This window comes from Streptomyces sp. NPDC039462, from assembly GCF_055639375.1.
This window is the reverse complement of sequence record NZ_JBVKAO010000003.1, coordinates 917,019-940,459: the sequence shown is the minus strand read 5'-3', so window position 1 is coordinate 940,459 and position 23,441 is coordinate 917,019. Positions and strand designations below refer to the sequence as shown.

General features: G+C 68.5%; 26 protein-coding genes and 1 pseudogene. 15 read left to right on the top strand and 12 right to left on the bottom strand.

Translation table 11 applies throughout. The annotated features are described in order from the left end of the window. Positions 1 to 6 precede the first annotated feature (6 nt). On the bottom strand, positions 7 to 444 hold the full coding sequence (locus ACZ7LU_RS21495) for a glutaredoxin domain-containing protein (protein WP_471917630.1): 438 nt from the start codon (positions 442 to 444) through the stop codon (positions 7 to 9). A gap of 64 nt (positions 445 to 508) precedes the next feature. Then, entirely contained in the window at positions 509 to 907 is a 399-nt protein-coding gene (locus ACZ7LU_RS21490) for a winged helix-turn-helix transcriptional regulator (RefSeq protein ID WP_471917629.1), read from the bottom strand. A 134-nt stretch (positions 908 to 1,041) separates the two neighbouring features. Between ACZ7LU_RS21490 and ACZ7LU_RS21485 the strand changes: the two genes are divergently transcribed. Beyond that, on the top strand, positions 1,042 to 1,893 hold the full coding sequence (locus ACZ7LU_RS21485; protein ID WP_471917628.1) for an alpha/beta hydrolase: 852 nt from the start codon (positions 1,042 to 1,044) through the stop codon (positions 1,891 to 1,893). A 90-nt stretch (positions 1,894 to 1,983) separates the two neighbouring features. Here ACZ7LU_RS21485 and ACZ7LU_RS21480 read toward each other — a convergent pair whose 3' ends face one another. Next, entirely contained in the window at positions 1,984 to 2,616 is a 633-nt protein-coding gene (locus tag ACZ7LU_RS21480; RefSeq protein WP_471917627.1) for a S1 family peptidase, read from the bottom strand. 388 nt (positions 2,617 to 3,004) lie between these two features. Here ACZ7LU_RS21480 and ACZ7LU_RS21475 point away from each other — a divergent pair, with 388 nt between their 5' ends. Further along, on the top strand, positions 3,005 to 4,018 hold the full coding sequence (locus ACZ7LU_RS21475; RefSeq protein ID WP_471917626.1) for a LysR family transcriptional regulator: 1,014 nt from the start codon (positions 3,005 to 3,007) through the stop codon (positions 4,016 to 4,018). 115 nt (positions 4,019 to 4,133) lie between these two features. Then, the gene (locus ACZ7LU_RS21470; RefSeq protein WP_471917625.1) at positions 4,134 to 4,862 is read left to right on the top strand and encodes an SDR family oxidoreductase; all 729 of its coding nucleotides are present in this window, start codon (positions 4,134 to 4,136) and stop codon (positions 4,860 to 4,862) included. 58 nt (positions 4,863 to 4,920) lie between these two features. Here the strand turns inward: ACZ7LU_RS21470 and ACZ7LU_RS21465 are convergent, their stop codons facing one another. Continuing rightward, positions 4,921 to 5,478: a TetR/AcrR family transcriptional regulator gene (locus ACZ7LU_RS21465; protein ID WP_471917624.1), complete on the bottom strand. Its 558-nt coding sequence runs from the start codon at positions 5,476 to 5,478 to the stop codon at positions 4,921 to 4,923. Positions 5,479 to 5,551: 73 nt separating this feature from the next. Here ACZ7LU_RS21465 and ACZ7LU_RS21460 point away from each other — a divergent pair, with 73 nt between their 5' ends. Beyond that, complete coding sequence (locus ACZ7LU_RS21460) at positions 5,552 to 6,709, top strand: FAD-dependent monooxygenase (RefSeq protein WP_471917623.1); 1,158 nt, start codon at positions 5,552 to 5,554, stop codon at positions 6,707 to 6,709. A gap of 99 nt (positions 6,710 to 6,808) precedes the next feature. Further along, positions 6,809 to 7,579 carry an MBL fold metallo-hydrolase gene (locus tag ACZ7LU_RS21455; RefSeq protein ID WP_471917622.1) on the top strand — a complete coding sequence of 257 codons (771 nt, stop codon included), beginning with the start codon at positions 6,809 to 6,811 and terminating at the stop codon, positions 7,577 to 7,579. Between the two features lie 170 nt (positions 7,580 to 7,749). Here the strand turns inward: ACZ7LU_RS21455 and ACZ7LU_RS21450 are convergent, their stop codons facing one another. From ACZ7LU_RS21450 to ACZ7LU_RS21440, 3 genes are read right to left on the bottom strand one after another with little or no spacing between them, the layout of a single operon-like run. Continuing rightward, positions 7,750 to 8,163 carry a VOC family protein gene (locus tag ACZ7LU_RS21450; protein ID WP_471917621.1) on the bottom strand — a complete coding sequence of 138 codons (414 nt, stop codon included), beginning with the start codon at positions 8,161 to 8,163 and terminating at the stop codon, positions 7,750 to 7,752. Next, positions 8,151 to 8,693 (bottom strand): hypothetical protein, encoded by a 543-nt coding sequence (locus ACZ7LU_RS21445; RefSeq protein WP_471917620.1) that lies wholly within the window; start codon positions 8,691 to 8,693, stop codon positions 8,151 to 8,153. The genes ACZ7LU_RS21450 and ACZ7LU_RS21445 overlap by 13 nt, the downstream gene beginning before the upstream one ends. After that, the gene (locus ACZ7LU_RS21440) at positions 8,693 to 9,157 is read right to left on the bottom strand and encodes a DUF2199 domain-containing protein (RefSeq protein WP_471917619.1); all 465 of its coding nucleotides are present in this window, start codon (positions 9,155 to 9,157) and stop codon (positions 8,693 to 8,695) included. The genes ACZ7LU_RS21445 and ACZ7LU_RS21440 overlap by 1 nt, the downstream gene beginning before the upstream one ends. A gap of 990 nt (positions 9,158 to 10,147) precedes the next feature. On the opposite strand from ACZ7LU_RS21440, the gene ACZ7LU_RS21435 reads away from it, so the two are divergent. Both ACZ7LU_RS21435 and ACZ7LU_RS21430 read left to right on the top strand, forming a co-directional pair. Continuing rightward, the gene (locus tag ACZ7LU_RS21435; protein WP_471917618.1) at positions 10,148 to 10,702 is read left to right on the top strand and encodes a MarR family winged helix-turn-helix transcriptional regulator; all 555 of its coding nucleotides are present in this window, start codon (positions 10,148 to 10,150) and stop codon (positions 10,700 to 10,702) included. Next, positions 10,695 to 11,543, top strand: coding sequence for an EamA family transporter (locus tag ACZ7LU_RS21430; RefSeq protein ID WP_468716336.1), 849 nt, complete (start codon positions 10,695 to 10,697; stop codon positions 11,541 to 11,543). Before ACZ7LU_RS21435 ends, ACZ7LU_RS21430 begins: the two co-directional genes overlap by 8 nt. Before the next feature lie 1,179 nt (positions 11,544 to 12,722). Here the strand turns inward: ACZ7LU_RS21430 and ACZ7LU_RS21425 are convergent. Then, positions 12,723 to 13,619 carry an NmrA family NAD(P)-binding protein gene (locus ACZ7LU_RS21425; RefSeq protein WP_471917617.1) on the bottom strand — a complete coding sequence of 299 codons (897 nt, stop codon included), beginning with the start codon at positions 13,617 to 13,619 and terminating at the stop codon, positions 12,723 to 12,725. Positions 13,620 to 14,003: 384 nt separating this feature from the next. Further along, positions 14,004 to 14,849, bottom strand: coding sequence for a helix-turn-helix transcriptional regulator (locus tag ACZ7LU_RS21420; protein WP_471917616.1), 846 nt, complete (start codon positions 14,847 to 14,849; stop codon positions 14,004 to 14,006). A 130-nt stretch (positions 14,850 to 14,979) separates the two neighbouring features. Here ACZ7LU_RS21420 and ACZ7LU_RS21415 point away from each other — a divergent pair, with 130 nt between their 5' ends. Both ACZ7LU_RS21415 and ACZ7LU_RS21410 read left to right on the top strand, forming a co-directional pair. Further along, positions 14,980 to 15,717 (top strand): SDR family oxidoreductase, encoded by a 738-nt coding sequence (locus ACZ7LU_RS21415; RefSeq protein ID WP_471917615.1) that lies wholly within the window; start codon positions 14,980 to 14,982, stop codon positions 15,715 to 15,717. Between the two features lie 181 nt (positions 15,718 to 15,898). Next, positions 15,899 to 16,903: an ArsR/SmtB family transcription factor gene (locus ACZ7LU_RS21410; protein ID WP_471917614.1), complete on the top strand. Its 1,005-nt coding sequence runs from the start codon at positions 15,899 to 15,901 to the stop codon at positions 16,901 to 16,903. 120 nt (positions 16,904 to 17,023) lie between these two features. Here the strand turns inward: ACZ7LU_RS21410 and ACZ7LU_RS21405 are convergent, their stop codons facing one another. After that, the gene (locus tag ACZ7LU_RS21405; RefSeq protein ID WP_471917613.1) at positions 17,024 to 17,422 is read right to left on the bottom strand and encodes a peptidase inhibitor family I36 protein; all 399 of its coding nucleotides are present in this window, start codon (positions 17,420 to 17,422) and stop codon (positions 17,024 to 17,026) included. Between the two features lie 285 nt (positions 17,423 to 17,707). Between ACZ7LU_RS21405 and ACZ7LU_RS21400 the strand changes: the two genes are divergently transcribed. From ACZ7LU_RS21400 to ACZ7LU_RS21390, 3 genes are read left to right on the top strand one after another with little or no spacing between them, the layout of a single operon-like run. Then, positions 17,708 to 18,034 carry a PadR family transcriptional regulator gene (locus ACZ7LU_RS21400; RefSeq protein WP_398306420.1) on the top strand — a complete coding sequence of 109 codons (327 nt, stop codon included), beginning with the start codon at positions 17,708 to 17,710 and terminating at the stop codon, positions 18,032 to 18,034. Next, entirely contained in the window at positions 18,031 to 18,387 is a 357-nt protein-coding gene (locus tag ACZ7LU_RS21395) for a DUF1048 domain-containing protein (protein WP_471917612.1), read from the top strand. The genes ACZ7LU_RS21400 and ACZ7LU_RS21395 overlap by 4 nt, the downstream gene beginning before the upstream one ends. A gap of 1 nt (position 18,388) precedes the next feature. After that, positions 18,389 to 18,715, top strand: a complete 327-nt coding sequence (locus tag ACZ7LU_RS21390; RefSeq protein WP_468308546.1) for a DUF1048 domain-containing protein — start codon at positions 18,389 to 18,391, stop codon at positions 18,713 to 18,715. Between the two features lie 53 nt (positions 18,716 to 18,768). On the opposite strand, the pseudogene ACZ7LU_RS21385 reads toward ACZ7LU_RS21390, so the two are convergent. Further along, positions 18,769 to 18,876, bottom strand: a pseudogene (locus ACZ7LU_RS21385) (VOC family protein); the annotation flags it as partial. A gap of 51 nt (positions 18,877 to 18,927) precedes the next feature. Continuing rightward, the gene (locus ACZ7LU_RS21380; RefSeq protein ID WP_471917611.1) at positions 18,928 to 20,976 is read right to left on the bottom strand and encodes an AfsR/SARP family transcriptional regulator; all 2,049 of its coding nucleotides are present in this window, start codon (positions 20,974 to 20,976) and stop codon (positions 18,928 to 18,930) included. 192 nt (positions 20,977 to 21,168) lie between these two features. Between ACZ7LU_RS21380 and ACZ7LU_RS21375 the strand changes: the two genes are divergently transcribed. The 3 genes from ACZ7LU_RS21375 to ACZ7LU_RS21365 all read left to right on the top strand — a co-directional run bounded on the left by ACZ7LU_RS21375 (position 21,169) and on the right by ACZ7LU_RS21365 (position 23,301). Beyond that, on the top strand, positions 21,169 to 22,047 hold the full coding sequence (locus ACZ7LU_RS21375) for an alpha/beta fold hydrolase (RefSeq protein WP_471917610.1): 879 nt from the start codon (positions 21,169 to 21,171) through the stop codon (positions 22,045 to 22,047). Between the two features lie 293 nt (positions 22,048 to 22,340). Further along, positions 22,341 to 22,466, top strand: a complete 126-nt coding sequence (locus ACZ7LU_RS21370) for a hypothetical protein (protein WP_470980560.1) — start codon at positions 22,341 to 22,343, stop codon at positions 22,464 to 22,466. Between the two features lie 73 nt (positions 22,467 to 22,539). Beyond that, a complete protein-coding gene (locus ACZ7LU_RS21365; protein WP_471917782.1) occupies positions 22,540 to 23,301 on the top strand; it encodes a metallophosphoesterase family protein in 762 nt (253 codons plus the stop codon). Positions 23,302 to 23,441 lie beyond the last annotated feature (140 nt).

The window sequence follows — 23,441 nt, the reverse complement described above, 5'->3', positions numbered from 1 at the left end:
TTTCGATCACATGCCAGGGGGAAGCTGTCCGCGCACCCATGAGGCATGAGGGCTGGTGTGGGGTCGGCCCGCCACGACGACGGTCGGCACGGTCTCACTACCGCCGTTGGCCGCCCTGACGGCTGCGGCTGCCGCCGGGTCTCGCCAGATGTCGACCCAGTGCAACCGGCGGGCGTCGCGGCCCAGCCGGATGCGCAGCCGTATGCAGTACTTGCAGCCCGGCCGCCAGAAGACGACCGGCCGCCCGTCGACCGCACTGCGGCGTTGCGCCTCCCGCGCACCGATCGGCCTCGGGAAGACCAGGGGCGAGTTGACGCCCGCGAGCAGCAGGAACGCCGACAGGGTTGCTGCGGCTATGCCGGAGCTCCCCGCGAGGATCAGCCCGGTCGCGGCGGCGGCGCCGCAGAGCACAAACAGCGTCGGCAAGATCCAAGCGCGCATCATGGTGACGCAGGCTATCGACAGGCCGACATGGCGTTCTCACCGGTGGACTCTCATGTCAGGTCTGTCATGTCTGTCGGGCCTCGGCGAGCCGGTTGCTGCGGTCGATCTCCGGCATGTGTGTCTCGGCCCAGACCCGCAGGGCTGAGAGCGGCCCTTCGAGGGACAGACCGAGCTCGGTGAGTCGATAGTGCACGGCGGGTGGAACCGTGGGTTCCACCCGGCGCGTGACCAGGCCGTCACGGACCAGACTCTGCAGCGTCACAGACAGCATCTTCTGCGAGATGCCCGGAATGCGACGTCGAAGTTCCGCGAACCGGAGCTCGTCGGGGTCTGCCTCGGCCAACACCTTGACCACCATTGACGTCCACTTGGTGCCGATGCGGTCGAGCAACTGGCGGGTCGGGCAGAGCGGGTCCAGCAGATCACCGCGCTTGCCCGACCTGCGACCGGGTTCGGCGGGCATGGACGTGGTCACCCGGGGCTCACCACCTGAGGGGAAAGTGCCGTCTTGGAAGGGCCAGGCTAGTTCCCTAGCGTGACCCTGTCACCATTCCTCACCACCCCCTTCCTCCTCTCCCCTGCCCCTGGAGCCCCTCCATGCCCGAACTGCGGCGCGTCCCTGTCAACGGTGTCGAACTCAACGTCGCCCTCGCCGGATCCGGCCCGGCCGTCCTGCTACTGCACGGCTTTCCGCACACCTGGGAGCTATGGACGGACGTCATGGCCGGCCTGGCCGACCGCTACCGCGTCATCGCGCCGGACCTGCGTGGATTCGGCGCGAGCAGCCCGGCCGACTCCGGGTACGACGCCGGCACCCTGGCCGAGGACGCCGCAGCGCTTCTCACCGAGCTCGGCGTGTCTTCGGCCGCGGTAGTGGGCATCGACGCGGGTACCCCGCCGGCCTTCCTCCTCGCCCTGGGCCACCCCGGTCTGGTCCGACGCCTGGTCGTCATGGAGTCCGTGCTGGGCGGCCTCCCCGGCGCCGAGGACTTCCTTGCCGACGGACCGCCGTGGTGGTTCGGCTTCCACACCGCCGCGCCCGGCCTCGCCGAGACCGTACTGGAAGGCCACGAGGCCGCCTACGTCGACTGGTTCCTGCACACCGGCACGCTCGGCGACGGAGTGGCCCCGACTATCCGGGACGCCTTCGTCCACGCATACACGGGCAGACAGGCATTGAGCCGCGCGTTCTCGTACTACCGGGCCCTGCCCGAAAGCGCACTGCAGATCTCACAGGCCGTCACCACCGCCCGTCTGACGGTGCCGACGATGGCGCTGGGCGCCCAACCTGTCGGCACCGCACTGGAACGCCAACTCCGCCCCGTCACCGACGACCTCACCGGCCACGTCATCGAAGACTGCGGCCACATCATCCCCCTGCACCGACCGAACTCCCTTCTCATGCTGCTGAACCCGTTCCTGGCGGGTGACGGTGCGATTGCGGCATGACGGGGGACGACTGTGTCCACCCAAGCAGCGCGCTGGTACGGCCGCCCGCACCGGAGGGCGCGGGCGGCCGTACCAACCATGGGGGAAGGGTCAGCCGTTGGCCGCCTGGGCCCTGATCCAGTCGGCATATGTGGCAGTGGCCGTGTACGAGCTGACGGTCTGTCGGTTGCTGGTGGAGGCCACCCCGACCACGGAACCGGCCACCATGGCGGCACCGCCGGAGTCTCCGCCGGCCGCGACGCCGTTGAGGTGCTGGAGCTGCAAGGCGGTGCCGCCGAAGTGGTCCTGGCCGAAGCCCGTCATGCGCATCGTCGCGGTCTTGAGGACGGGCGACTGGCAAGCACCTTCGTTGCCCCGGCAGGTGGCGCCCCAGCCGTAGATGGACACGTTCGAACCGACCTGCGGCGAACCGGCGGCGAGACGGGCGGGGGCGTTGCCGACCTGCTGGTCGAGCCGGACCATCGCCAGGTCAGCCGACGGGTGGAGGGTGATCCGGGCGGCGGCGGCCACGGTTCCGCCGCTTTCCGCGTAGGTGCTGCCGATCCGGAAGGTGTACTTACCGGGTGTGTCGACGCAGTGCTTGGCGGTCAGGATGTAGCGGGAGGCCACCAGGGTGGACGTGCACATCCCCTTGTCGTTCAGGAGTACGCGGGCGTGGTAGGGCTGCGCCTGGGTCTCACTGCCACCGATGATCGGCCTCGCCTTGCCCGACGACGGTGCCACGGAAGATGCACCGCCGGGAGCTCCGGTCGTGGCCGCGGAGGCCGTGAGATTGATGGTGCTCGGCCGGGAATCGACGGGCGCTGGTGCAGCCGTCGCGGGGCCCGCGGCGACCAGGACAGCGGCGGAAGCCAGGCCGAGGACGCCGACGGTTATGCGCGAGGATGGCACAGGAAGCTTCATGGGGGGAGGTTCCTCACTCTGGTCGAGGGTGTGAAGTGGTGCGCGACGAGTGTGTGTCGACGTGACGCAGGCCGGGAGAATGCGATCAACGGATAGCCCACGGCTATCGACTGACCTGGCGGCCCAAGTGCCCCTGGTGCGCAGCGAGTCCGATCCGTGGTGGTCAAAGACTGGCCCTGAGGTGGTGGCACCCATACGATCACCCCCCATGGAACTGGAGATGCGGCATCTGCAGGTGGTGTGCGCGGTCGCTGACCACGGCAGCCTGCACAAGGCCGCCCGCGCGCTCGGGGTGGCGCAGCCAACCCTGACCGCACAGCTGCGCCGTATCGAACGAGCTCTGGGTGCGCAGTTGTTCACCCGCCACCAGGAGGGCAGCCGCCCCACCGAGCTCGGGCAGCAGCTGCTGGCCCGGGCCCGTCCCCTGGTGAGCGAAATGACGGCGCTGACCGCCGAAATGCGGTCCGCGGCCGCCCGCGTCGCTCAAGCGCCACGCATCGGCTCCATCATCAGTGGCGCCTTGTCCGGCTGGATAAGCCGACTGCATCGCCGCTACCCCAGCGCGAGACCCTCCGTCCAGACCGAGGTATCTCCCAATGTCCTGCTCCGGATGCTGGCTACCGGACAGCTCGACATCGCATTCGTCTACGAGGCGGAGGGCGCCCCCCTGCGCTTCCCGCCCGGAGTGCGCCAACGTGTCCTCGTCGAACGCGAGCCCTTGTGCCTGACCCTTCCCGAACACCACCCGCTGGCAAGCCGTACCACTGTCCGGCTGGAGGACCTGGGGGACGAGCAGTGGGTGCTGAATTCGGCGGCGGACGAGGAATGGGAGAGTGTCTGCCGGGCCCTGCACGCGGTCGGACTGTCCCCTCGCCTGTCGCACGGGGACTACCTCACCTCAAACCTCCTGGTCTCAGCCGGCCACGCGGTCACAGTTGCGCAGGCCACCGCGTCGGGCGGCGACGGCAGGGTGGTCCGCCAGGTAGAGGGCGAACCACTGGCGCAACGATGGCTGCTGGTGGCACGCGGCGCAGCCGACCTTGACGCCGTCTACGAGGATCTGGTGGCGGCCTACCGCGAAACGGCCGAGAAGGCACCGGCCTACCCGGCGGCCACGCTTCTCACCATCGGCCTGACGCCGCCGGTATCCTCCACCGCTCCGGCTGCCTCCCTCAGCGGCAGTCCCCCATCTTCGCGTTCTGCCGAGTCACTGACTCGCTGAACTGCCCGCGCCCAGCACGCGAGCCGATTCGCCCAACATCCGTCGGTGGCCGACCTGTTGGCGATCGGGGAGGACGAGGGCCGCCGGCCCAGATCCACGAACAAGGAGCACAGTCATGAGGTTCGACAACCACCGCGTCGTCATCACCGCCGCCGGCCGCGACTTCGGGCGCACTCTGGCGATCCGGTTCGCCGACCTCGGTGCCGAGGTCTTCCTGTCCGCACGCAACCTCGCTGCCGCTGAGCGTGTCCGTGACGAGATCCGAGACAGAGGCCATCGGCGAGTCCACGCGTACGCCTGCGACTTGACGGATCCCGCCTCGATCCGCGACTTCGCGTCCAACGTCACCCGGCACACCGACCACGTCGACATCCTGATCAACAACGGCTCTCGCTACCTCGAAGGGCCGGATCTCCAGTCGGTCTCCGACGCCGATGTCGTCGACACCATCGCATCCGGCGCGACGGGCACGGTCCTGACCGTGAAGAACTTCCTCCCTCTCCTGCTCAACTCGGACAAGCCGGATGTGGTGACGATGGTCTCCGCCTGCGGAACGGCTGGGCATCACCGCTCGGACGCACACGACGCCTTCTATGCGGCCAAGAGCGCACAGGCCGGGTTCACCGAGATCCTCTCCAAGCGCCTACGCCCCAAGGGTGTCCGCGTGATATCGCTCTACCCGCCCGACTTCGACAACGCCGACCCGCTCACCGAGGAGTGGGAGTCCACGCCACGGGAGGCCAAGGATGACCTCACCGCGCAGTCGCTCGTGGAGTGCATCTTCTTTGCGGTCACCCAGCCTCGTGACTGCTTCATCAAGGCATTCCACTTCGAACAGGTCTGAATGGGCCTGAATAGGAGCGAATAGGACCGAAGAGGTCAGGTCTGAACAGGCCTGAGCGCTAACGCATGGCAGCGGACACGAGGCCCTCGAGAGCCTCGCGCGGCACTTCCCCTCCACATACGAGCCGGTCGAAGACCAGGCCGTCGACGCAGGTCAGCAGCGCCTGGGCGCGGTTCGCCACGTCCGTCACGCCGTGCCCTGCGAGGAACGAGCGCACGGCCTCACGGCCGGCGTTCTCGCGGGGTACGAGGATCTCCCGTAGCTCTTGGTCGCGCACGCTCTCCAGGGTGCAGGCATAGCGGGCCAGTGAGCGTCGACGACCCTCGCCGGTGAGCCGCTGCCGGGCGAGCAGAGCCAGGCCGTTCACCAGTTCCTCAGCCGTGCGCAGGGGCAGGAGCTGCTCAGCCGTCGTGTGCAGTTCCGCCTGGTCGAGTTCGACGAGGCGTGTGACGAGGCCGGTGAGCAGTGCGGCGCGGGTGCGGAAGTACGCCGATGTGGTGCCGGGCGGCATGTCCGCCCGGCGGTCCACCGCACGGTGGGTCAGACCGCGCATCCCTTCGTCGGCGAGTACGTCGAGAGCCGCGTCTGCGAGGAGGGTGCGCCGGTCCGTAGCCATGTTCCCTTTCTACACCTGTAGAGCTTCAGTTAAGATCATTCTTCTACAGGTGTAGAAGAAGTGGGGGCTTGTTATGGGCAAGACGGCTGTGATCGTCGGAGGGGGCATCGGCGGGCTGGCCGCCGCGATCGGACTGCGCCGCATCGGCTGGGAAGTGACGGTCGTCGAGCGCGCACCCGTGCTCGACGACGTGGGGGCGGGCATCTCACTGGCCGCCAACGGCCTCCGGGCGCTGGACGAACTCGGCGTGGGCAAGGCGGTGCGAGAAGCCTCGCGAGGCCAGTACAGCGGCGGCACTCGCACGCCGGAGGGCGGCTGGCTGGCCCGGATGGACGGCGCAGCCCTGGAAAGGGCGGTCGGCACACCCATCATGGGTATCCCTCGCGCCACCTTGCACCGGCTGCTCCGCGAGGCTCTGCCCGCCGAGACGCTGCTGATCGGATCAGAGGCCGGGCCGGTTCGGCAGATCCAACCCGGGACGGTTCGTGTCGACTGCGGCGGCAGGGCCCTCGACGCCGACTTGCTGGTGGCGGCCGACGGCGTGAACAGCAAGGTCCGCCACCATCTCTTCCCGTCCCACCCCGGTCCGGTCTACAGCGGCTCGACAGTGCTGCGTGCCATCACCGAGCACGCCATCGAACTGGACACCGACTTCGAGCTGACCTGGGGGCACGGCGCCGAGTTCGGGCACATCGCCTTCCCCGACGGCCGCGCCGAGTGGCACGCGGTCCTCACCCTCTCGGCAGGGACACGGTTCGCCGACCCCCTGGGCGAACTGCGCCGCCGCTTCCGCGAATGGCACGACCCGATCCCCGCCCTGCTCGACGCGACCCACACCGGCGCCGTGCTGCACCACGACGTCAACGAGCTGCGTACCCCACTCCCCACGTACACGGTCGGCCGGATCGCGCTGCTCGGCGACGCGGCCCACGCGATGACTCCCAACCTGGGCCAGGGCGCCTGCCAGGCGCTGGAGGACGCGGTCACCCTGGCCGCCGCGCTCGCCGCGGAGCCCACCACAGAAGCCGGGCTCGCCAGGTACGACGCCGAGCGTCGACCACGCAGCCAAGCCGTCGCACACGCCGCCCGGCAGGCCGGACGGATGGGCCATCAGCTTTCCCACCCACTGCCCGTCGCCCTGCGCAACACGGCGATGCGGCTGACCCCCTCACGCGCCGCCCTGCGCATGATCCTCAGGCACCACAACTGGGCCCCGCCCCAACTGAATTGACGTCCCCGTCGAGAACCTGACCGCGCTGCGCTTGCCGCCGAGCACTACCAAGTCACTCCCGAGCACCAGGATATGGATCTCGTGTTCTACGCTCTCGTGATGAGCGACGAGCTTCTTCATCTCACGGTCCTGGGCAGCGCTACGCCCTACCCGACCGTGGACAATCCGTGCTCCGGCTACCTGGTGTCGAGCGGGGACACCCGTATCTGGATGGACGCGGGCAGTGGGACGCTCGGCCCGCTCCAGCGTCACGTGCGGCTGGACGAACTCGACGCGATCTGGATCTCTCATCTGCACGCCGACCACAGCGCGGACCTGCTCACCGCGTACTACGGCGCCCTGTACGCGGACATCAACCTCGCGGCTCCGATCCCTCTCTTCGGCCCGCCGGGAATCGCCGACCGGCTGGCCGACTTCCTCACCAACGCTTCGACTCGCAGCCCGGTCGAATCCGCCTTCGCGGTAAACGAGTTGCTCGATGGGCATCAAGCGGTCGTCGGCTCGCTCCGACTGACCAGCCGGGCGGTGTCGCACGGCATCCAGGCCTTCGCCGTACGCATCGAGGCGGCGGGCAAGTCGCTGGTGTACTCCGGGGACACGGCACCGTGCCCAAGCCTCACGGAGCTGGCCGAGGGATGCGACGTGCTGTTGTGCGAAGCCGATTACGCACAGGAACCAGTCGAGGGCGAAAAGGTGCACCACACGCCCGAGGACGCCGGCGCCACAGCCGGCGCGGCCGGAGCGGGCCGACTGATCGTCACGCACGTCGGCCGCTCCCTCACACCGCAGCAAGCGGTGGCACGCGCCTCGACACGGTTCGCCGGCCCGGTCGACTACGCCGCCCCCGATGCCACCTTCTCGATCGGCTAGGCCGTGTTGCGAAGTGAGCCGAGCGGCGGCGTACCCTGATCGGCGTCCAATACCTCCGGCAAGAGTTCTGACTGGAGTTGCCGCTCCGTCGACTTCGAGGGCCGACCCGGCCGCCCGGAACGTCCACATCACCGCCATCGACGAATGGCTTCACCTACGTCGAAAGCGCCCTACTGGTCACGCTTGGGCCAGATGAGGCCGTGGTCGGTCCAGATGACGCCCTTGTTGCGGCAGAGGCAGAACGGGTGGCCGATGGGGTCGGCGTAGACGCGGAAGCCGTAGCCGTCGGGGCCGGTGCAGTCCCGATGCAAGCTCGCACCGAGGGCCAGGACGCGGCGCTGTTCGGCCTCGATGTCGTCGACTTCGAAGTCGAGGTGGAACTGCTTGGGGTGCTCGCTGTCCGGCCATTGCGGGGCGCGGTAGTCCTCCACCTGCATGAAGGCCAGTTCGATCTCGCCGAACTGGATACCGGCCCAGTTCTCGTTGCTGTCCTCCTTGACCGGGAGCCCCAGCACCTCGGAGTAGAAGGCTGCCAGCTCCATCGTGTCCGGGCAGTCGATGATGAAGTCGGTTAGTCGTAGCATCCCGCGATCTTGCCACAAGACCGAATGAGCCGAACTGTCAGACAGGCCCTCGTTGTCAGAGGCCGTTCGCCAGAACCTTGGCGAGCGCAGCACTCGGGGCGCCCGACGTCGATGACCTGCGCGGCCGGCTCGCTCTCACGCGTACCCGCGCTGCGGCCAGGTGTGCAGCCACGGCGCTGCCCGCAGCCGACGAGGCCGATCACGAAGCTGCAGGCCATGGACACCCGACCTTCTCCTGCCGAGAAGGACCAGCCTTCTGCGGGCATCTCCTCGGGGCAGTCGGTTTCCAGGATGCGCGGACCGCCCTCGTAGAACGGGGCCGGCGGGAGGGCGAGGCCGCCCCAGCGGTCATGGAAGGCAGTGGCCCGTTCGATCTCCTCAGCGGGGATCCCGTCCTCGATCCACGCGTCGCGGTGTCGCCGGATGTCCTGCCGACGAACGCGGATGCCCTCCGTCTCGATGAACCGCTGGGCCCTGCGGCTCAGATCGGCAGACGCGACCGGGACAGGCGATACGGGCTGGTCAGCCATTACCGCTGCTCACCGTCTCCGGCATGGAGCACGGCCGACGCAATTTCTCGCACGCGCTCAAGGCTGATTCCTGTGTGCTGCTCGACGGCAAGGGGATGGTCGGTGGGCTCCAGCTCGATGAAAGGGTGCTCGCCGACCGGGCGAGTATGGACGTGTGTCTTGAGGTTGAGTGTCGTCGTCGGGTACACGGGAAGATCGGTGGTGAGCCAGCCGAAGTACGGCTTCTCTGCCTCACGTCCGGGCCTGTCCCACAGATCTGAGGCCCGGGAAAAGCTCTCTCGGCTGAGGGAGACCCAGACGCCCCAGGAAAACACCTCGTCACTGTCGATGACCGGTATCTCGATCAGGCCCTTGACGAAGTGGTGCTGACCACGGATTACGCAATGGTCCGCGGAGAGCAAGCAGTCGTCGGCTTCGGCGAAGGTCGGATCCCAAACGGCGGGGGCCTCGGCCGTGTAGTTCATCGGGAGCTCAGGGTGCTGGACCCCGCAGCACGAGCAGGTGAACCCAAGATCACTGGTCATGGTGCCGAAGCCTAGCGACGGGCTCCGGTAGTACCTCGGTCGGGCACCCGGCTTGCCTGAGGTGACCTGAGGTGCGGGCCCAGCTGGCGTGTTCAACATCCACCTATCGCGTTTCAGGCACTGCATGCGGCCAACGGCCGGCCACGTAAGTGTCAACGAGCCTGCCTATGCGACAACTACCCTGCTTCGGCTCAACGGATGTGCCGAAGCACCATGGCTGTCACCGAAGCGCCAAGTGGGCTGGCGAAGTGGAGCTGTCAAAGCAGTCTGGTTGTCACCGACGATGCATGCGGCGCTCGTCACATGCGCTCATTCGGCACTCCTTCTGTCGCCAGAAGCGACTATCAGCTGGCGGGTGCTCACGGGTGCCACGATGCGGCGCTTCACCTGGCGTCTGGGACCAGCGGCATCGTCCTGACCCAAGGCTCCTGAGCCAGCCCCGACCGTCATCACCCGGCGAGAACGTGGAGGAGGGCCGGGTGCTCCTGGCCATGGTCTTGCAGGCCAGGCCAACTGCAAGCTCACTGCTCGAATCAGGGAGAGCCGAGAAGTCTCAGCCAAGTGAGCTCGCAGTGTCTGGTTCCGGGCCGGAGCGGAGTGAGTAACAGCCGCGACGACCTGTGGAGCGGTGCTGAGACTCGGCAGGAGAAGCTCGTCGAGGCGGCGGCCGACGGTGTGTTGGACCACAGCGAGATCGTTCAGATAGCCGAAACACGCAGGTTGTCACCAGTGGGGGTGGGCGAGCTGGCAAAAGTGATCGGTCGAAGCAGCGGGGTTGTCACAGACGAGGCATCCGACTTGTCCCACACGCTCATTCAGCGGGTCTTCTGTCACCAGAAGCGCCGATCGAAAGCTTGGCAGCTGTTCCGAGTGAGATGGTTCAGCCGCGACAGGACGGTTTACGCACTTCACTAGGGGTATGTATGACTCATGCATGAAGCTCATGAAGCATCCCGTACGGCGAATCTTTTGGGAGCCGCCGCGCTTGCCCTCAGCGACGTGGTGGTCGCCGAGGCGACGCGGGCGGCCGGCACGAGTTCGAGCGGAGCTGCCGCGCTGGTGGTGTTGTCCACAGACCCTGGCTTGAGTGTCACCGAGCTGGGTCGGCGGGTAGGACTGAGCCAGTCCGCGGCGGCCCGCATGGTTGACGGCCTGGCAAAACAGGGGCTGGTACGGAAAGAAGCCAGCTGGGGAGCGTGGGTCCGCCTTCAGCTCAGCGATCTGGGCGTACAGGCAGCACACACTCTCCTGGCCTGCCGCAGCGATGTACTGCGACAGGCGCTGAACCGCCTCGACGACAGCGAGAGGGAGCAGCTCGGCGAGCTGCTGGGCAAGGTATTGACGGGTTTGTACCAGCAGCTCGGTGACGCCGAACGCATCTGCCGGCTGTGCGACCGGTGTGTCTGTGTCCGGGACGGTGCGACCTGCCCGGTGGGCCAGGCGGACCGGGACCACCGGGCGAGCTACGAGCGCGACCATGGGTGAGCTGCTCGCTCTGCTGTCCGCTTTATGTTTCGGTATCACGCACTTCGTCAACGGCCTGGTCTCGCGCAGACACGACGGGCTGACCGTCGCGCTTCACGCCCAACTGGGCGGCACCGTGCTCGGGCTGCTCCTGGCACTGTTTCCGGCCGGTGGAGCCGCCTCGCTCGCCGACTACGGCTGGGGTGGGCTGTCGGGGGCGGGCACAGGACTGGGGGTCGCCTTCCTGTACCGGGCGATGTCACAGGGGGCGATGAGCGTGGTCGTCCCGGTCAGCGATGTCGGAGCTGTGGCCCTTCCGGTCCTGGTCGGGGTGTGTTTGCTCGGGGAACGCCCAGCCGTGCCTGCGTGGGTGGGGATCACCGCCGTCTTGCCGGCGCTGTGGCTGGTCTCGCAGAACTCGCCGGGTCTCGGCGACAAACAGCGCGGGGCGGTATCCCCAGGGGTTCCCAGTGCCGCGATCGCCAGTTTGGGCTTCGGCGCGCAGTTCCTCGCCATGGCGCAGGTGGGTACGGACAGCGGCTTGTGGCCGGTAGTGCTGAGTCGCATGGTTTCCGTCGTGGTCATCGCCGCGGTCCTGGGCGCCTACGGCGCCCCGTGGGGTCTGACGGGAAGGCCATGGGGGGCAACGGTGGCGGCCGGTGCCCTGGGCACACTTGCGATCGTGCTGTATCTGGAGGCCACCAGACAACAGCTCATGGCCATCGCCACCGTGCTCTCCGCTCTCTACCCCGCCATCCCGGTCATCCTCGCCCTCGTACTGCTGAAGGAACGCCTGAACCGCCGACAGGCCGCTGGTCTCGTCTGCGCGACACTCGCGATTGGGCTCATCGCACTGCGCTGACCCACTGCCGCCAGCAGGTACGTTCACAATCCCAGGGAGGACACGACGTGCCTGATGCGGGTGTAATCCTCCAGGCTGTAGGGCGTGAAGTCATGGGCGCTGGTGCCAACAAGCCTGTAGCGCGCTGCCTGGTCCGTGCCCTGACCTGCGGTTGCCACTCCAACTCGGTTGCCTGCACCAGCGCCTCCTGAACGCGCTCCTTCGGCTTGGTGGAGGCGCCTGATCGCATGACCTTGCGACTGTTCTCTGTGGATGCCACTTGACCGGACGGATGACACCGGTGCGCAGCCGCGCCAGGTGTGACGAGTGGAGCGATGAGCGCGACAGCCAGTCGTGGGTGCGCTGTGGGTGTCCCTGAATCCTGTCGTGCTGACGGCGCCGGCTGCGAGAAGATCCCGATGGCAGGACGGAACGTCAGGGAGCTTTCGGGTGACTGGTCAGACAGTGAGGATCACATCGCGCTGCGAGTGCGGCAGCACGGCTGTGAGGCAGGTGAACCAATTCGTCCTTGACGGCGAACTGTGGTGGGACTCCATGTTCTCTTGCGAGACCTGTGGCACTTCTCTGTGTGAGCACGCCGGTCCGGAGGCAGCGCCTGACCATGTCCGGCAAGCGCTGGTCGCGGCGCATGGATCCGTCAGGCTGCGACTGGCTGGTCCGGTGCCCAGCCTTGTCCCAGTCCTGAAGGTCTTTCGGGAAGTATCAGCGGCATCGTTGCCGCAGGCCCGTGAGCTGGCCGGGGAGCTGAGGCGCGATGGCCTGGTGGGAACGCTGTCGGAGATGGAGCTTCTGAAGGACAAGCTGCACGCCGCTGGGGTTCAGGCCGACCTCGATCGGTAGCCGGCCCGCTCCTCTGGTGTCACCCGTCTGATATCCGGTGAAGTCGCAGACCTGCGGCTTTGCCATCGGAGCTGTACGTTCCAGGGCGGCCTCAACTCGCCGACTATGCGTCAAAGTCCTGACTCTGCTTCGTCGTTGGCCAAAGGCCGGTGAACTACACAGCTCACGTGATGGTGTTGCTTCGTTGTTGGCCATTTCGTGGACGGGTAGTTGGCCAGCGCGTAAACGGTCTAGGGCTTTGCCTGAGCGGGGGCCTGAAGTGGGCGTCGAGCGCGTGGGGCGCCGGAGCCGAGATCCGGGGCTTCGGGCGCCCTGTGTCCACGCGTACGGACGTCCCTCTCAGCGGAAGTCCGCCGCGTAGTCCGCCACCCACTCTCGGAAGGATCGGGCCGGGGTGCCCGTGATGCGCTCCACCTCATCGTTGACCGGCTCCGGATTGTCGAGCATCTGCGCCTGGGCCGGCACCACGGCCTCCACCAGCTCTGCCGGGTAGCCGGCGGCCTTCATCTGCTCGATGGCCTCGTCCAGTGAGACTTCTTCGAACCGTACCGGCCGCCCGATCACCTCACTGATCACAGCCACCTGCCGTTCCTGGGTGAGCAGTTCGAGGCCGGTGATCAGGGGGCGGGCGCCGAGCAGGGCATTGGTCGTCAGAGCCTGAACGGCGACCGCAGCAATGTCCGCCTCGTGGATCAGCGGGCGGGCCAGCCTTGCCAGTGGCGCCCGGACCGCACCGGTAGTGCGGACCTCCTCCGCCCAGCCCAGCGTGTTGCTCGCGAACCCGGTGGGCCGCAGCGCCGTCCACTCCAGGCCCGATGCCTCGATCAGCCGCTCGAGCTCCGTATGGAACATGGTGATCGCCTCGCCCGGCTTCTCCTGCTCGCTCCCGACCCCGGCGGATGACAGGTACACCACCCGTCGAGCGCGCTTCCCGATCATCTTGATCACGTCCGACGCACCCGCAGCGCTCATGAACGGCCATACCAGGAAGACCGAATCGACGCCCTCCAAAGCCGTCTCCAGCGACGCGGGATCACCGAGATCGCCGCGTACCACCTCCACACCCTCCGGGAAATCTGCCCCCCTCCTCACCAGCGCCCGCGCGGGCACGCCTCTCGCGTGCAGTTGAGTCACCACCGAGCCGCCGACCTTTCCAGTGGCGCCAGTCACCAGGATCCTGGTTTGTGTCATCGGAATCTCCTCGTCTCGCCGTTCGATGACACGACTCTCGTACATCAACCAAGGTTCAGGTCAAGCACCGGCCGACCGGATAGGCCGCCTGCTGCCGTGCCAACTCCTGCAGCCACATCGGTCACCGGCTTGCACTGAGCAGCTGACAGTCGAAGAGACCAACTACGAGCATCCCGATGACGTTCTGCCCTGCACCTCCGCAGTGCGCGCCCCTGTGGCGAACGGGCGTGTAGGTGCCATGGCACAGGCTCAAGAATCAGGCTGGGGTGGGGTGGGCCACTGCTAGACCGAAGTCGGGCGCTGGCGGTGTACCCGTCGGTGACGTGAATCGTTCCGGATGTGGTGCTGTTGCCGTAGGCCATGCCGAAAGCCATCACCAAAGCAGCACCTCACCGTAAGAGAGTCGTGTGCTGGGAACCGCCCGCGGGCTCAGACACCGTCGGCCGTGCCCCGCACTCCTCCCCCGGCCCGGTCGGCTCCGCCCTCCGACTCCGCGTAGATCACCAGTGTCTGCTCCGGCTGACCGGCCACGTGGAACGCGGTGTAGGCGTATGTGATCACGCCGCGGCCCGGCGGTCGTAGCCGCTTGTGGCCGCCCCTGCGCTGTTCGACGTCGAATCGTGGCCACCATGCCCGCACTTCGGGGCTGCCGAGGTGGAGTTCCTCGACCAGCCGCGCGTACCGGGAGTCGCCCGGATGGGCGCCGGCGAGTGTGCGGATGCGGGCGAGCAGGCCCTGTGCCTCGGGTTCCCAGTCGACCAGGATCTCCCGGGCCACGGGTTCGAGGAAGACCCAGCGCGCGAAGTTGGGCGGGCGGTCCGCGCCGGTACTCAGGCGCGGGAACACCTCTTCGACGGCGTGGTTGTGACTGAGTACGTCGTAGGTGCCATCGATGACGTACGCGGGGTGCGGCTGGAGCAGCAGCGGAACGGCCGCGACCTCGGCGGCGAGCGATTCCGGCCCCCGCTCCGGCGCCCCGGCCGCAGGGGCGCGTCCGGCGAGCCGCAGCAGGTGGTCGTGTTCGTGCGGGGCAAGGCGCAGAGCGGCGGCGATCGCGTCGAGGACCTGGTCCGAAACACGGATGTCCCGGCCCTGTTCGAGATACGTGTACCAAGTCGCGCTCATCCCGGCGAGCAGCGCCAGCTCCTCCCGCCGCAGCCCGGGCGTCCGGCGCCGCCGCGTCGACGGCAGGCCCACCTCGCGGGGCGTGATCCGCTCCCTGCGGCTGCGCAGGAACGCGCCCAGCTCCGTGCGCCTGTCCTGCGCCCCTGCCATGAGTACCACCTTTGATTCCAGAATAAGTCGGCTCTGGATACCAGAGTAAGTGCGCCACAGACTGGCGGTGAAGCAGGACGAATAGCAGCACCCCCAGCATCACCACCAGCACCACTGAGGAGCGCATCGCATGACAGGCATCACGGGCAAAGTCGTGGCCATCACGGGGGCCAGCAGCGGCATCGGGGAGGCGACCGCACTGCTCCTGGCGGAACGGGGCGCGCGGCTCGTCCTCGGCGCCCGCCGCACCGAACGCCTCGAAGAACTGGCCGGGCGGATCGTGGACGCGGGCGGCGAAGCCGTCCACCTGCGTACGGACGTGACCCGCGGCGACGACCTGCATGCTCTGGTCGCGCTCGCCGGGGAACGATTTGGCCGCCTCGACGTACTGGTGAGCAATGCGGGAGTGGGCACCATCTCGCCCCTCGACGACCTGCGGACCGACGAGTGGGACCACATGGTCGACGTCAACATCAAGGGCCTGCTGCACGGCATCGGCGCGGCGCTGCCGGTCTTCCGCGCCCAGGGCAGCGGCCAGTTCGTCGTGACCGCGTCCACCGCGGCGTACCGCATCGTACCGACGATGGCCGTGTACGCGGGGACGAAGGTCGCGGTCCGGGCCATCTGCGAGGGGCTGCGCCAGGAAGCCGGACCCGCGCTGCGGGTGACCACCGTCTCGCCCGGGGTGACGGACACCGGCTTCGCCGACGCGTCGAGCAACGAAAGGGTCCGCGCGGACGTCGCGCGGATGCGCGACGAGCTCGCCATCCCGCCGGCTTCGATCGCGCGGGCCATCGCCTTCGCTGTCGAGCAGCCCGCTGACGTCGACGTCAACGAGATCGTCGTACGACCGACCGCGCAGAGCTGACCGGATCAGGGCAGGAAGGGGGCGAGTTCGGTGTGACCAGTCCGCTCTGGTCAGCAACTGCCCCATACCTTCACCGCGTTGGCCATCAGCATCATCGCCGCGGACCATGTGGCCCGGGCTCCCGATTGGGCATGCTGAGGGTGCGCTTACGCTCTGTACGTCGATGGCAGGGGGCCGGTCGGTGTTACGCATCCACTTCACGGCGGAGGACCTCGCCCGGACACGGGTGGCCGCGACGATCGGTGTCGCAGCGGAGGTCTATTACAGCCTGGAGTTGCTGAGGGAGAAACGTCAGCTTCCCCACTTCCGTTCGTGGCGGTCGGCGGTCGCCGGTCGGATGGGAGCGGAGACCCGCCCCCTGACGTCCCTGGTTCCCGTGCGTGGCCCCGGACTTGATCTGCTGGCCCTGATGGGCGATGTGCCCTCCCTGGACCATGCCGTGGACAACCTGCTGCACGTTCCGACGTCCCGGCTGCGACGCGAGTTCGAGGCTCTCGACTTCCACCCCGGACACCTGTCGTGGGCGAGGCAGGTGTCCGAGGGCGACCGCGACGCGCTGCGGGAACTCGCCGAGGCGGTGCGTGCCTGCCACCGGCTGACCGTGGAGCCCTACTGGCATCGCGGCCGCTCCGAACTGGTCGCCCTGTCCACCCGGTGCGCGAACCTGATGCTGGAGGGAGGCATCGACCTGCTGCTGCGTTCCATCTGCGCACCGTTGGTGCGGTGGCGTCCGCCGGTGCTCGAAGCTCCCTACCCGCGCCAAGTCGAGGTCCGTCTCCAAGGAAGGGGGTTGATCATCACTCCCACGGTCTTCGCGAAGCACCCGGTGAGCTTTCTGTGGGACCCGCTCGATACCGCGCAACCGCCCCGGCTGACCGTGCCCGCTCTCCGCCGGCCGCTGACCGGCGCCGCCGGACCGGCAGAAGCGAACGGCTCCGCCGCGCGGAATCTGGAGGCGCTGCTCGGCCGCACGCGGGCTGCCGCCCTCCTCGTGACAGCGGAAGGCTGCACGACGAGCGAACTGGCCCGCCGCCTCAACGTCACGGCCGCCGCGGCCAGTCAGCACGCGACCGTGCTGCGCAACACGGACCTCATCACCACGAGCCGCCGAGGCGGTTCCGTGCTGCACCTCATCACTCCCCTCGGGCTGGCCCTGCTTCGGACCGGCACCCTGACGGAACCGTGAGGCCCAGCACGGTGCCGGTGACGCTGCGCCAGCAGCCGGTGCAGGCCGTCCGCGCGGGTTGAACTGGTGCAGTGCCTCAGCTCCCGTAAGGGCGCTGAGGCAGGCACCAGGAGGTGACGATCAGGTCGGGCACGAGCCGGGCCGCACGGAGCTGATCTGGTCATTCATGCTGTATTGGGTGACGTTTCCCGCGTAGGTGGCCGAGACGGGCAGGCATCGCCCCGTGAAGTTGATCCCCGTATAGACGGACCAGATCCGACCGGTGCGATTTCGGAGGGACGACGTGATGTTGTCGAAGTCGTAGGGGAGAGTTCTGCGTTCCCCCTGCAGGCCTATGACGCGCCCCTCTCCGTTGATGTGCTCGAACAGGCAGAAGTTGGGGCTGGCGCACCGGTCGTAACCGCTGGCGTCAGCCCTGGCCGGTGCTGCCGTTGCCGCGGGCGCGGTCAGGGCCGCGAGAATGAGCCCCGCTGCCATGGCCATGGTGGTGGTCGTTGTCCGCAACTTCGATCCGGGCATGGTCGATCCCTCTCCTTCAGTCGGTGTGTTTACGGTGGCGGTGGGCGCCGCAGGGCCAAGTGGTCGCGGTGCCCCCTCGCAGGCCACGGAGTGAGTGGCGTATGGCTTCGCATCCTGGGCGAGCCGGCCACCCACGGTCCAGCTCTTAAGCCACGGCTTAAAGGGCGACAGCTCACGTGCGGCCGAGCAGAGACTTCCGAGACTACTCAGTGATACTGTGTAGCGGTACTCGGTAGTACGCAGTACCGGGACGGGCAGTACCTAGGAGGCCGAGGAGGACCTGCTTTGGACGACCTGACGGAGATGCTGAAGGGCACCCTCGAAGGATGCGTGCTCGAAATCATCGGTAGTGAGGAGACCTACGGGTACGCCATCACCCGCCGCCTGAACGAGCTCGGCTTCGCCGATGTCGTCGAGGGGACGGTGTACACCATCCTGCTGCGGCTGGAGAGGAACAAACTCGTCCAGGTGACCAAACGACCCTCTGGGGTCGGTCCGCCGCGCAAGTTCTACGCACTCAATGACGCAGGCCGCGAGGAGCTCGCGAAGTTCTGGACGAAGTGGCAGTACGTGTCATCGCGTATCAACAAGCTCAGGGAGGGCGGGAGATGAACTTCTGGGAGACCGTCACAGGCAGCGATCTCACCAGGGACTGGAAGGCGTTCGAGGTCCGGGCCGCGGCCCTGCCGGACGACCACCGGGCCGCGTGGGAACAGATCAAGGCCCACCTCTTTCCGCACGGGGACTTCACCGGCCGCAACCTGATGCCGATCCTCGACGCCGCCCTCGGGCTGCTCGAAGAGACCGCGGCGGACGGACAGAGCGTTCACGACGTGCTCGGCGACGACATCCGGGGCTTCTCCGCGGCTCTGGCCGGTGGAGAAGGAGCCCGGACCCATCGCGACCGGTGGCGCGAACAGTTGAACAGGAACGTCGCGAGGAAACTGAAGCGGCTGGGAGGCTGACGTGGGCATCCAGGACATCATCGAGGGCAAGAAGCAGTGGCGGGCACACATGGCCCGGGTCAAGGCGCTGCCGCCGGACTACCGGATCGTCTACAAAGAGATGCAGAGGTACCTCTTCAAGGTCGGACCGGTCGACCTTCACGACGGTCCCCTGCTCCCCGGTATCGTCGACTTCTTCGAGGAGGGCGCCGCCTCGGGCAAGGGGGTGCTGCAACTCATCGGCACCGACGTCGCCGCGTTCTGCGACGATCTGATCAAGGATTCACGTACGTACGCGGACGTCTACCAGGAATCCATCGCGCGGGACCCTGGCACGGCCGACAAGTAGGCTCGCAGCCCGCACGCATGGTCCGTTGCCCCGCTTTGGGCGGCCGGCAGGCCCTAGTCCTGCGGCGCCAAGGTGCGGAGGACGTCGAACTCGTTGCCCTCGGGGTCGGCCATGACCACCCAGTTCCTGTCCGGGCCTTGGCCCACGTCCGTCGACGCAGCCGGGACGGACCTCGGCCCAGTGCGTACTGCCTAAGCCCGGTGCGTACAGCCTCAATCCAGTGCGTCCAGTGCCTCCGCGATGCGGGTGAGCCAGCGGTCGACGGGGCCCGTGGTGAGAACTCCGCTGCCCGCACCGGCCAGTTGACCGGCGGCGGGCAGCAGGCGTGACCGGACCCTCAGGAGCGCGGCCCGGTCGCCCGAGCGCAGGGCCGCCTCTGCCTCCACGCAGCACAACGCCTCGTACAGCAGGTCCGGTGGCGGTTCGGGGAGGGCGCGCAGTGCCGCGCGGGCCTGGGCGTGGTGGCCGGTCTCCGCAAGGGCGAGCGCCTCGGCCCAGGGACGGTGAGGGCCCCAGTCCGCCGTCAGGTCGACGTGGGGCGGCAGTCGGTGTGCCAGGCGCAGCGATACGAGGGCCAGCGGCAAAAGCCCGGTGCTCATTCCCGGCATGCCCGCGCTGTCCAGGCTCGCGGCTGCGGTGCGGAAGGCGGAATCGGCTCCGGGCACTTCGCCTGAGGCGGCCAGGCGCAGGGCTTCGTACCACTGGGTGAAAATGCCCACCAGCGGCAGTTCGTGCCGTTGTGAGAGCCGGGTCGCGGCAGCGGCGTGCGCGTCGGCGGCCGGGAAGTCGCCGAGTGCGGCGCGTGCCTGCATGCGGATGAGGTGACCGAGCACTTCGAAGGTGAACAGGCCGTGCCGGGCGGACAGTTCGACGAGTTCGGCGCCGGTCGCGTCGCGCCGCGGGGCGAGGCCGGCGCGGGTGAAGGACTGCATGAACGTGCCGTTCAGCGCGAAGGCGAGGAGCGCCGGGTCGTCGAGGCGGCGTGCGAGCCGCTCCGCCTCGCGCGCGGCGTCGGGTCCGCGCGGTGTCCTGGCGCCGCGCGTCTCCACCGCGACGGTGGCGAGCAGGCGGCACCGCGTCGCCTCCGAGGCGTCCTCGGGCAGCCGGGCCAGGGTCCGTTCGGCGGCCTCGACGATGTGCCGGGCGAGCTCCGGGTCGTCGCCGCGCGTCCAGACCGCGGGGACGTCGAAGGCGCCGATCACACGGGCCGTCAGTTCCGGATCGCCGTACTCCTCGGCCGCTTCGATCGCCGCCATACGGTGCTTCCGGGCGGCTTCCAGGCCCCCAGCACCGGTCACGGCGAGGCTGCGGATGAGGCCGACCGTCGACTCCAGGCGGGCGCGGGCTCCGGCTTCGACGGTGCGGTCGTACGATGCGGCCGCCTCGCTCCAGAGCCGGGATGCCGTCGCCGACGGGCCGGAGGGACCGGACAGACCGGGCTGCCCGGGTCGACTGGGGAGGTCCAGGTCCAGGCTCGTGTCCTGCGCGAGAATGTCCGCCTCCAAGCGGCGCAGGCCCGGGCCTGGATCGAGGCCCAGCTCCTCCGCCAGCGTGGCGCGCGCCCTCCGCAGTGTCGCGAGGGCGTCGCCCTGGCGGCCCGTGCGGTACAGCGCGAGGATCAGCAGCTGCCAGGCGTCCTCGCGCCACGGGTGGCGGGCCACGTGCGCGTCGAGGTCGGGTACGGCCTCGGCGGCCCGGCCGAGGCCGAGCGCCGCCTCGGCGCGCCGCTCGACGGCCAGTGCGCGCAGCTCGGCGAGGCGCGAGCGTTCCGTGCGCGCCCACTCCTCTTCGGCGAACTCGGCGTAGGCCGGGCCCCGCCACAGCGCCAGTGCCTCGTCGAGGCGGTGCAGCGCGTCTCCCGGCGGCAGCTGTCGGGCCTCGGCCACGGCCGTCTCGAAGCACCAGGCGTCCACGGCGTCCGGCTCGGCCCGCAACGCGTAGCCGGGGCCCTCGGTCACGAGCAGCCGGGCGGGGGCCCTGCGCGGGCGGTCGGGTTCCAGGGCCTTGCGGAGGGCGCCGACGAAGGTCCGTACCGTTCCCAGAGCGCGTTCCGGCGGGTCTTCCCACAGGTCGTCGATGAGACGTGTGACGGGCACGACATGGCGGCGGGCGACGATCAGGCGGGCCAGGACGGCTCGCTGGCGCGGCCCCCGCAGGGCGAGCGGCCCGTCCGCGTCCCAGGCGCCCACGGGGCCGAGCACCCCGAACACGACCTGCGCCGACCCCGGCCCGCTCCCGGCCCCCGTCTCCGTCCCCGTCATGCCCGACACGTGCGGACCACCGCGCTCTCTCCGTACAGATCTCTTGCTGATGACTACTGATGGCTGCCGATCACTGCTGATCACTTGCTGATTCAGCGGCGGCAAGCTGAAGGCGTCCGCCGCCCGGCGGGCCCGACCCATCCTCACGGCGGCACACCGCCCGCCCCATCTTCCCCTCCCGGAGAGCACACCATGACACCGACCGTCCCCGGCTTCGATCATCACCACGTCACCGTCGCGGACGGCGTACGCCTCCACGTCGCCGTCGGCGGCTCCGGCAGCCCCGTCGTGCTGCTGCACGGCTTCCCGCAGACGCACCTCATGTGGCGGCACGTCGCGGCCGACCTCGCGGAACGGCACACCGTGATCTGCCCGGACCTGCGGGGGTACGGTGCCAGCGACAAGCCGGCCGACGTCGACGGATCGACGTACGCCAAGCGCACGATGGCGGCCGACGTCGTCGCGCTCGCCCGTGCCCTCGGCCACGACCGGTTCGCCCTGGCCGGGCACGACCGCGGTGCCCTGGTCGCCGTGCGCACCGCGCTCGACCACCCGGAAGCGGTCACGCACCTCATGTCCCTCGACGTGCTGCCGACCCTCGACATGTGGGACGTCATGCACGGTACGACCGCCGCCGTGGGCTTCCACCTGTACCTGATGGCGCAGCCGCCCGGTCTGCCCGAGCAGCTGATCGGGGCCGCCCCTGACGCGTTCTTCGGCCACTTCCTCGACCTCTGGACGCGCGACGCCGCGGCGATCCCCGCCGACGTACGGGCCGCCTACCTCAAGGCGTCCCGCGAAGCCGTGCCATCCATCGTCGCGGACTACCGTGCCTCGGCCCACATCGACGTCGAGCACGACCGGGCGGACCGGGACGCGGGCAACCGTCTCACCATGCCGGTGACCGTGCTCCAGCAGGACTGGGGGTCGGCTCTCGGCTTCGACGCAGCCGCCCTGTGGCGCGCCTGGGCGCCGGACCTCGACCACCGGACGGTCTCCTGCGGCCACTTCATGGCGGAGGAGGATCCGGCGACGGTCAGCGGTGCCCTGCGTGATCTGCTCACCCAGTGAGCGAGACCCCGCGTCCGTAGGTGTCAGACCGGGCCGGGACAACCGCTGCACACCCGCCGGAACAGTCCGCCGCGCGGCTCCACGCCGACCCTGCGCGGCACGTCACCGGGCGTACAGGACGACAGCCTGGGCGGCGCGTTCGCTGATCCTGCAGCATGTATCTCTTGCTCACATTCCGACTGCGCGGGACGGTGGGATCGCAGAATCGGTGGCTCGGGGTAGCAGGAAGAGGACCTACTCGTACCTCACCGATGCGCTCGGCTGCGTCGTCGCCGTGCCGCCTGGAGGAAGCAATGCTCGAAACCATGGCTGCGGGCCGCTGGTATCCCGACGGGGCAGGAGGTCTTGTCATCTTCCTCATCGCCGTGACGGTACTTATTGCCATGGTGTTCTACGGTCGCTCGAAGAAGGGACGTTGAGGGAGACAACTCGGGCTTCGCGGGTAGCAGAACAATCCCCCACCCAGCGGAACGTCACTGCACAGTGGTGACCATGCTTGAGCGAGTAGCCGTCCTGTCCGACATTCACGGAGTCCTGCCCGCCCTGGAGGCAGTGCTCGCCGAACCAGAGGTACGTTCCGCGGACCGCGTCGTGCTCACCGGTGACATTGCCGCTGGCCCACAACCAGCCCAGGTTCTGGACCTGTTGACCTCCCTTGGAGACCGTGTCGCCTGGGTCAGTGGGAACGCTGATCGTGAGCTCCTCGAATACCGCCGCGGCCAGCGCGACACCATCCCCGACCCGATCGCTCCCTGGGCTGCCGAACAACTGCGCACGGATCATCTCGAACTCCTCGCGCGCTTGCCGCAATCGCTCTCCCTGTCCTTGCAAGGCATGGGGCGAGTCATGTTCTGCCACGCCACGCCTCGGGACGACGAGGAAGTCGTGCTGGTCGACTCCCGTCTCGACCGCTGGCAAGAAGTCTTCGGCGAGCTCGATACAGACGTCCGAACGGTGGTCCTCGGGCACACCCACATGCCGTTCGTCCGCCTCGCCCACGGCCGACTCGTCGTCAACGCCGGCAGCGTCGGCATGCCCTACGGTCGCCCCGGCGCCCACTGGGCGCTCCTGGGTCCCGGCGTCGAACTGCGGACCACGAACTTCGATGTCGAAGCCGCGATCACCCAGGTGACCCAGGGCTCCTCCTACCCCGAAATCACCTCGTGGGCCGACTACTTCCTTCGAGCGCAGGCAACCGACGCCGACGCTCTCGCAGCCTTCGGCCCACGGGACGGGCGTAGTGACACCACGTGAGACACGTCCACACGGTCGATGGCCGGCAGCCTCCTCCCAGTCTTCCAGTACACAGGGCCCCGGCTGCTGCGAAGCAGACCCCGGGATATAGTCACAGCGTCGCGAAAAGCGAAGTTCTGGGGGTTCGCCGCCGGACATCG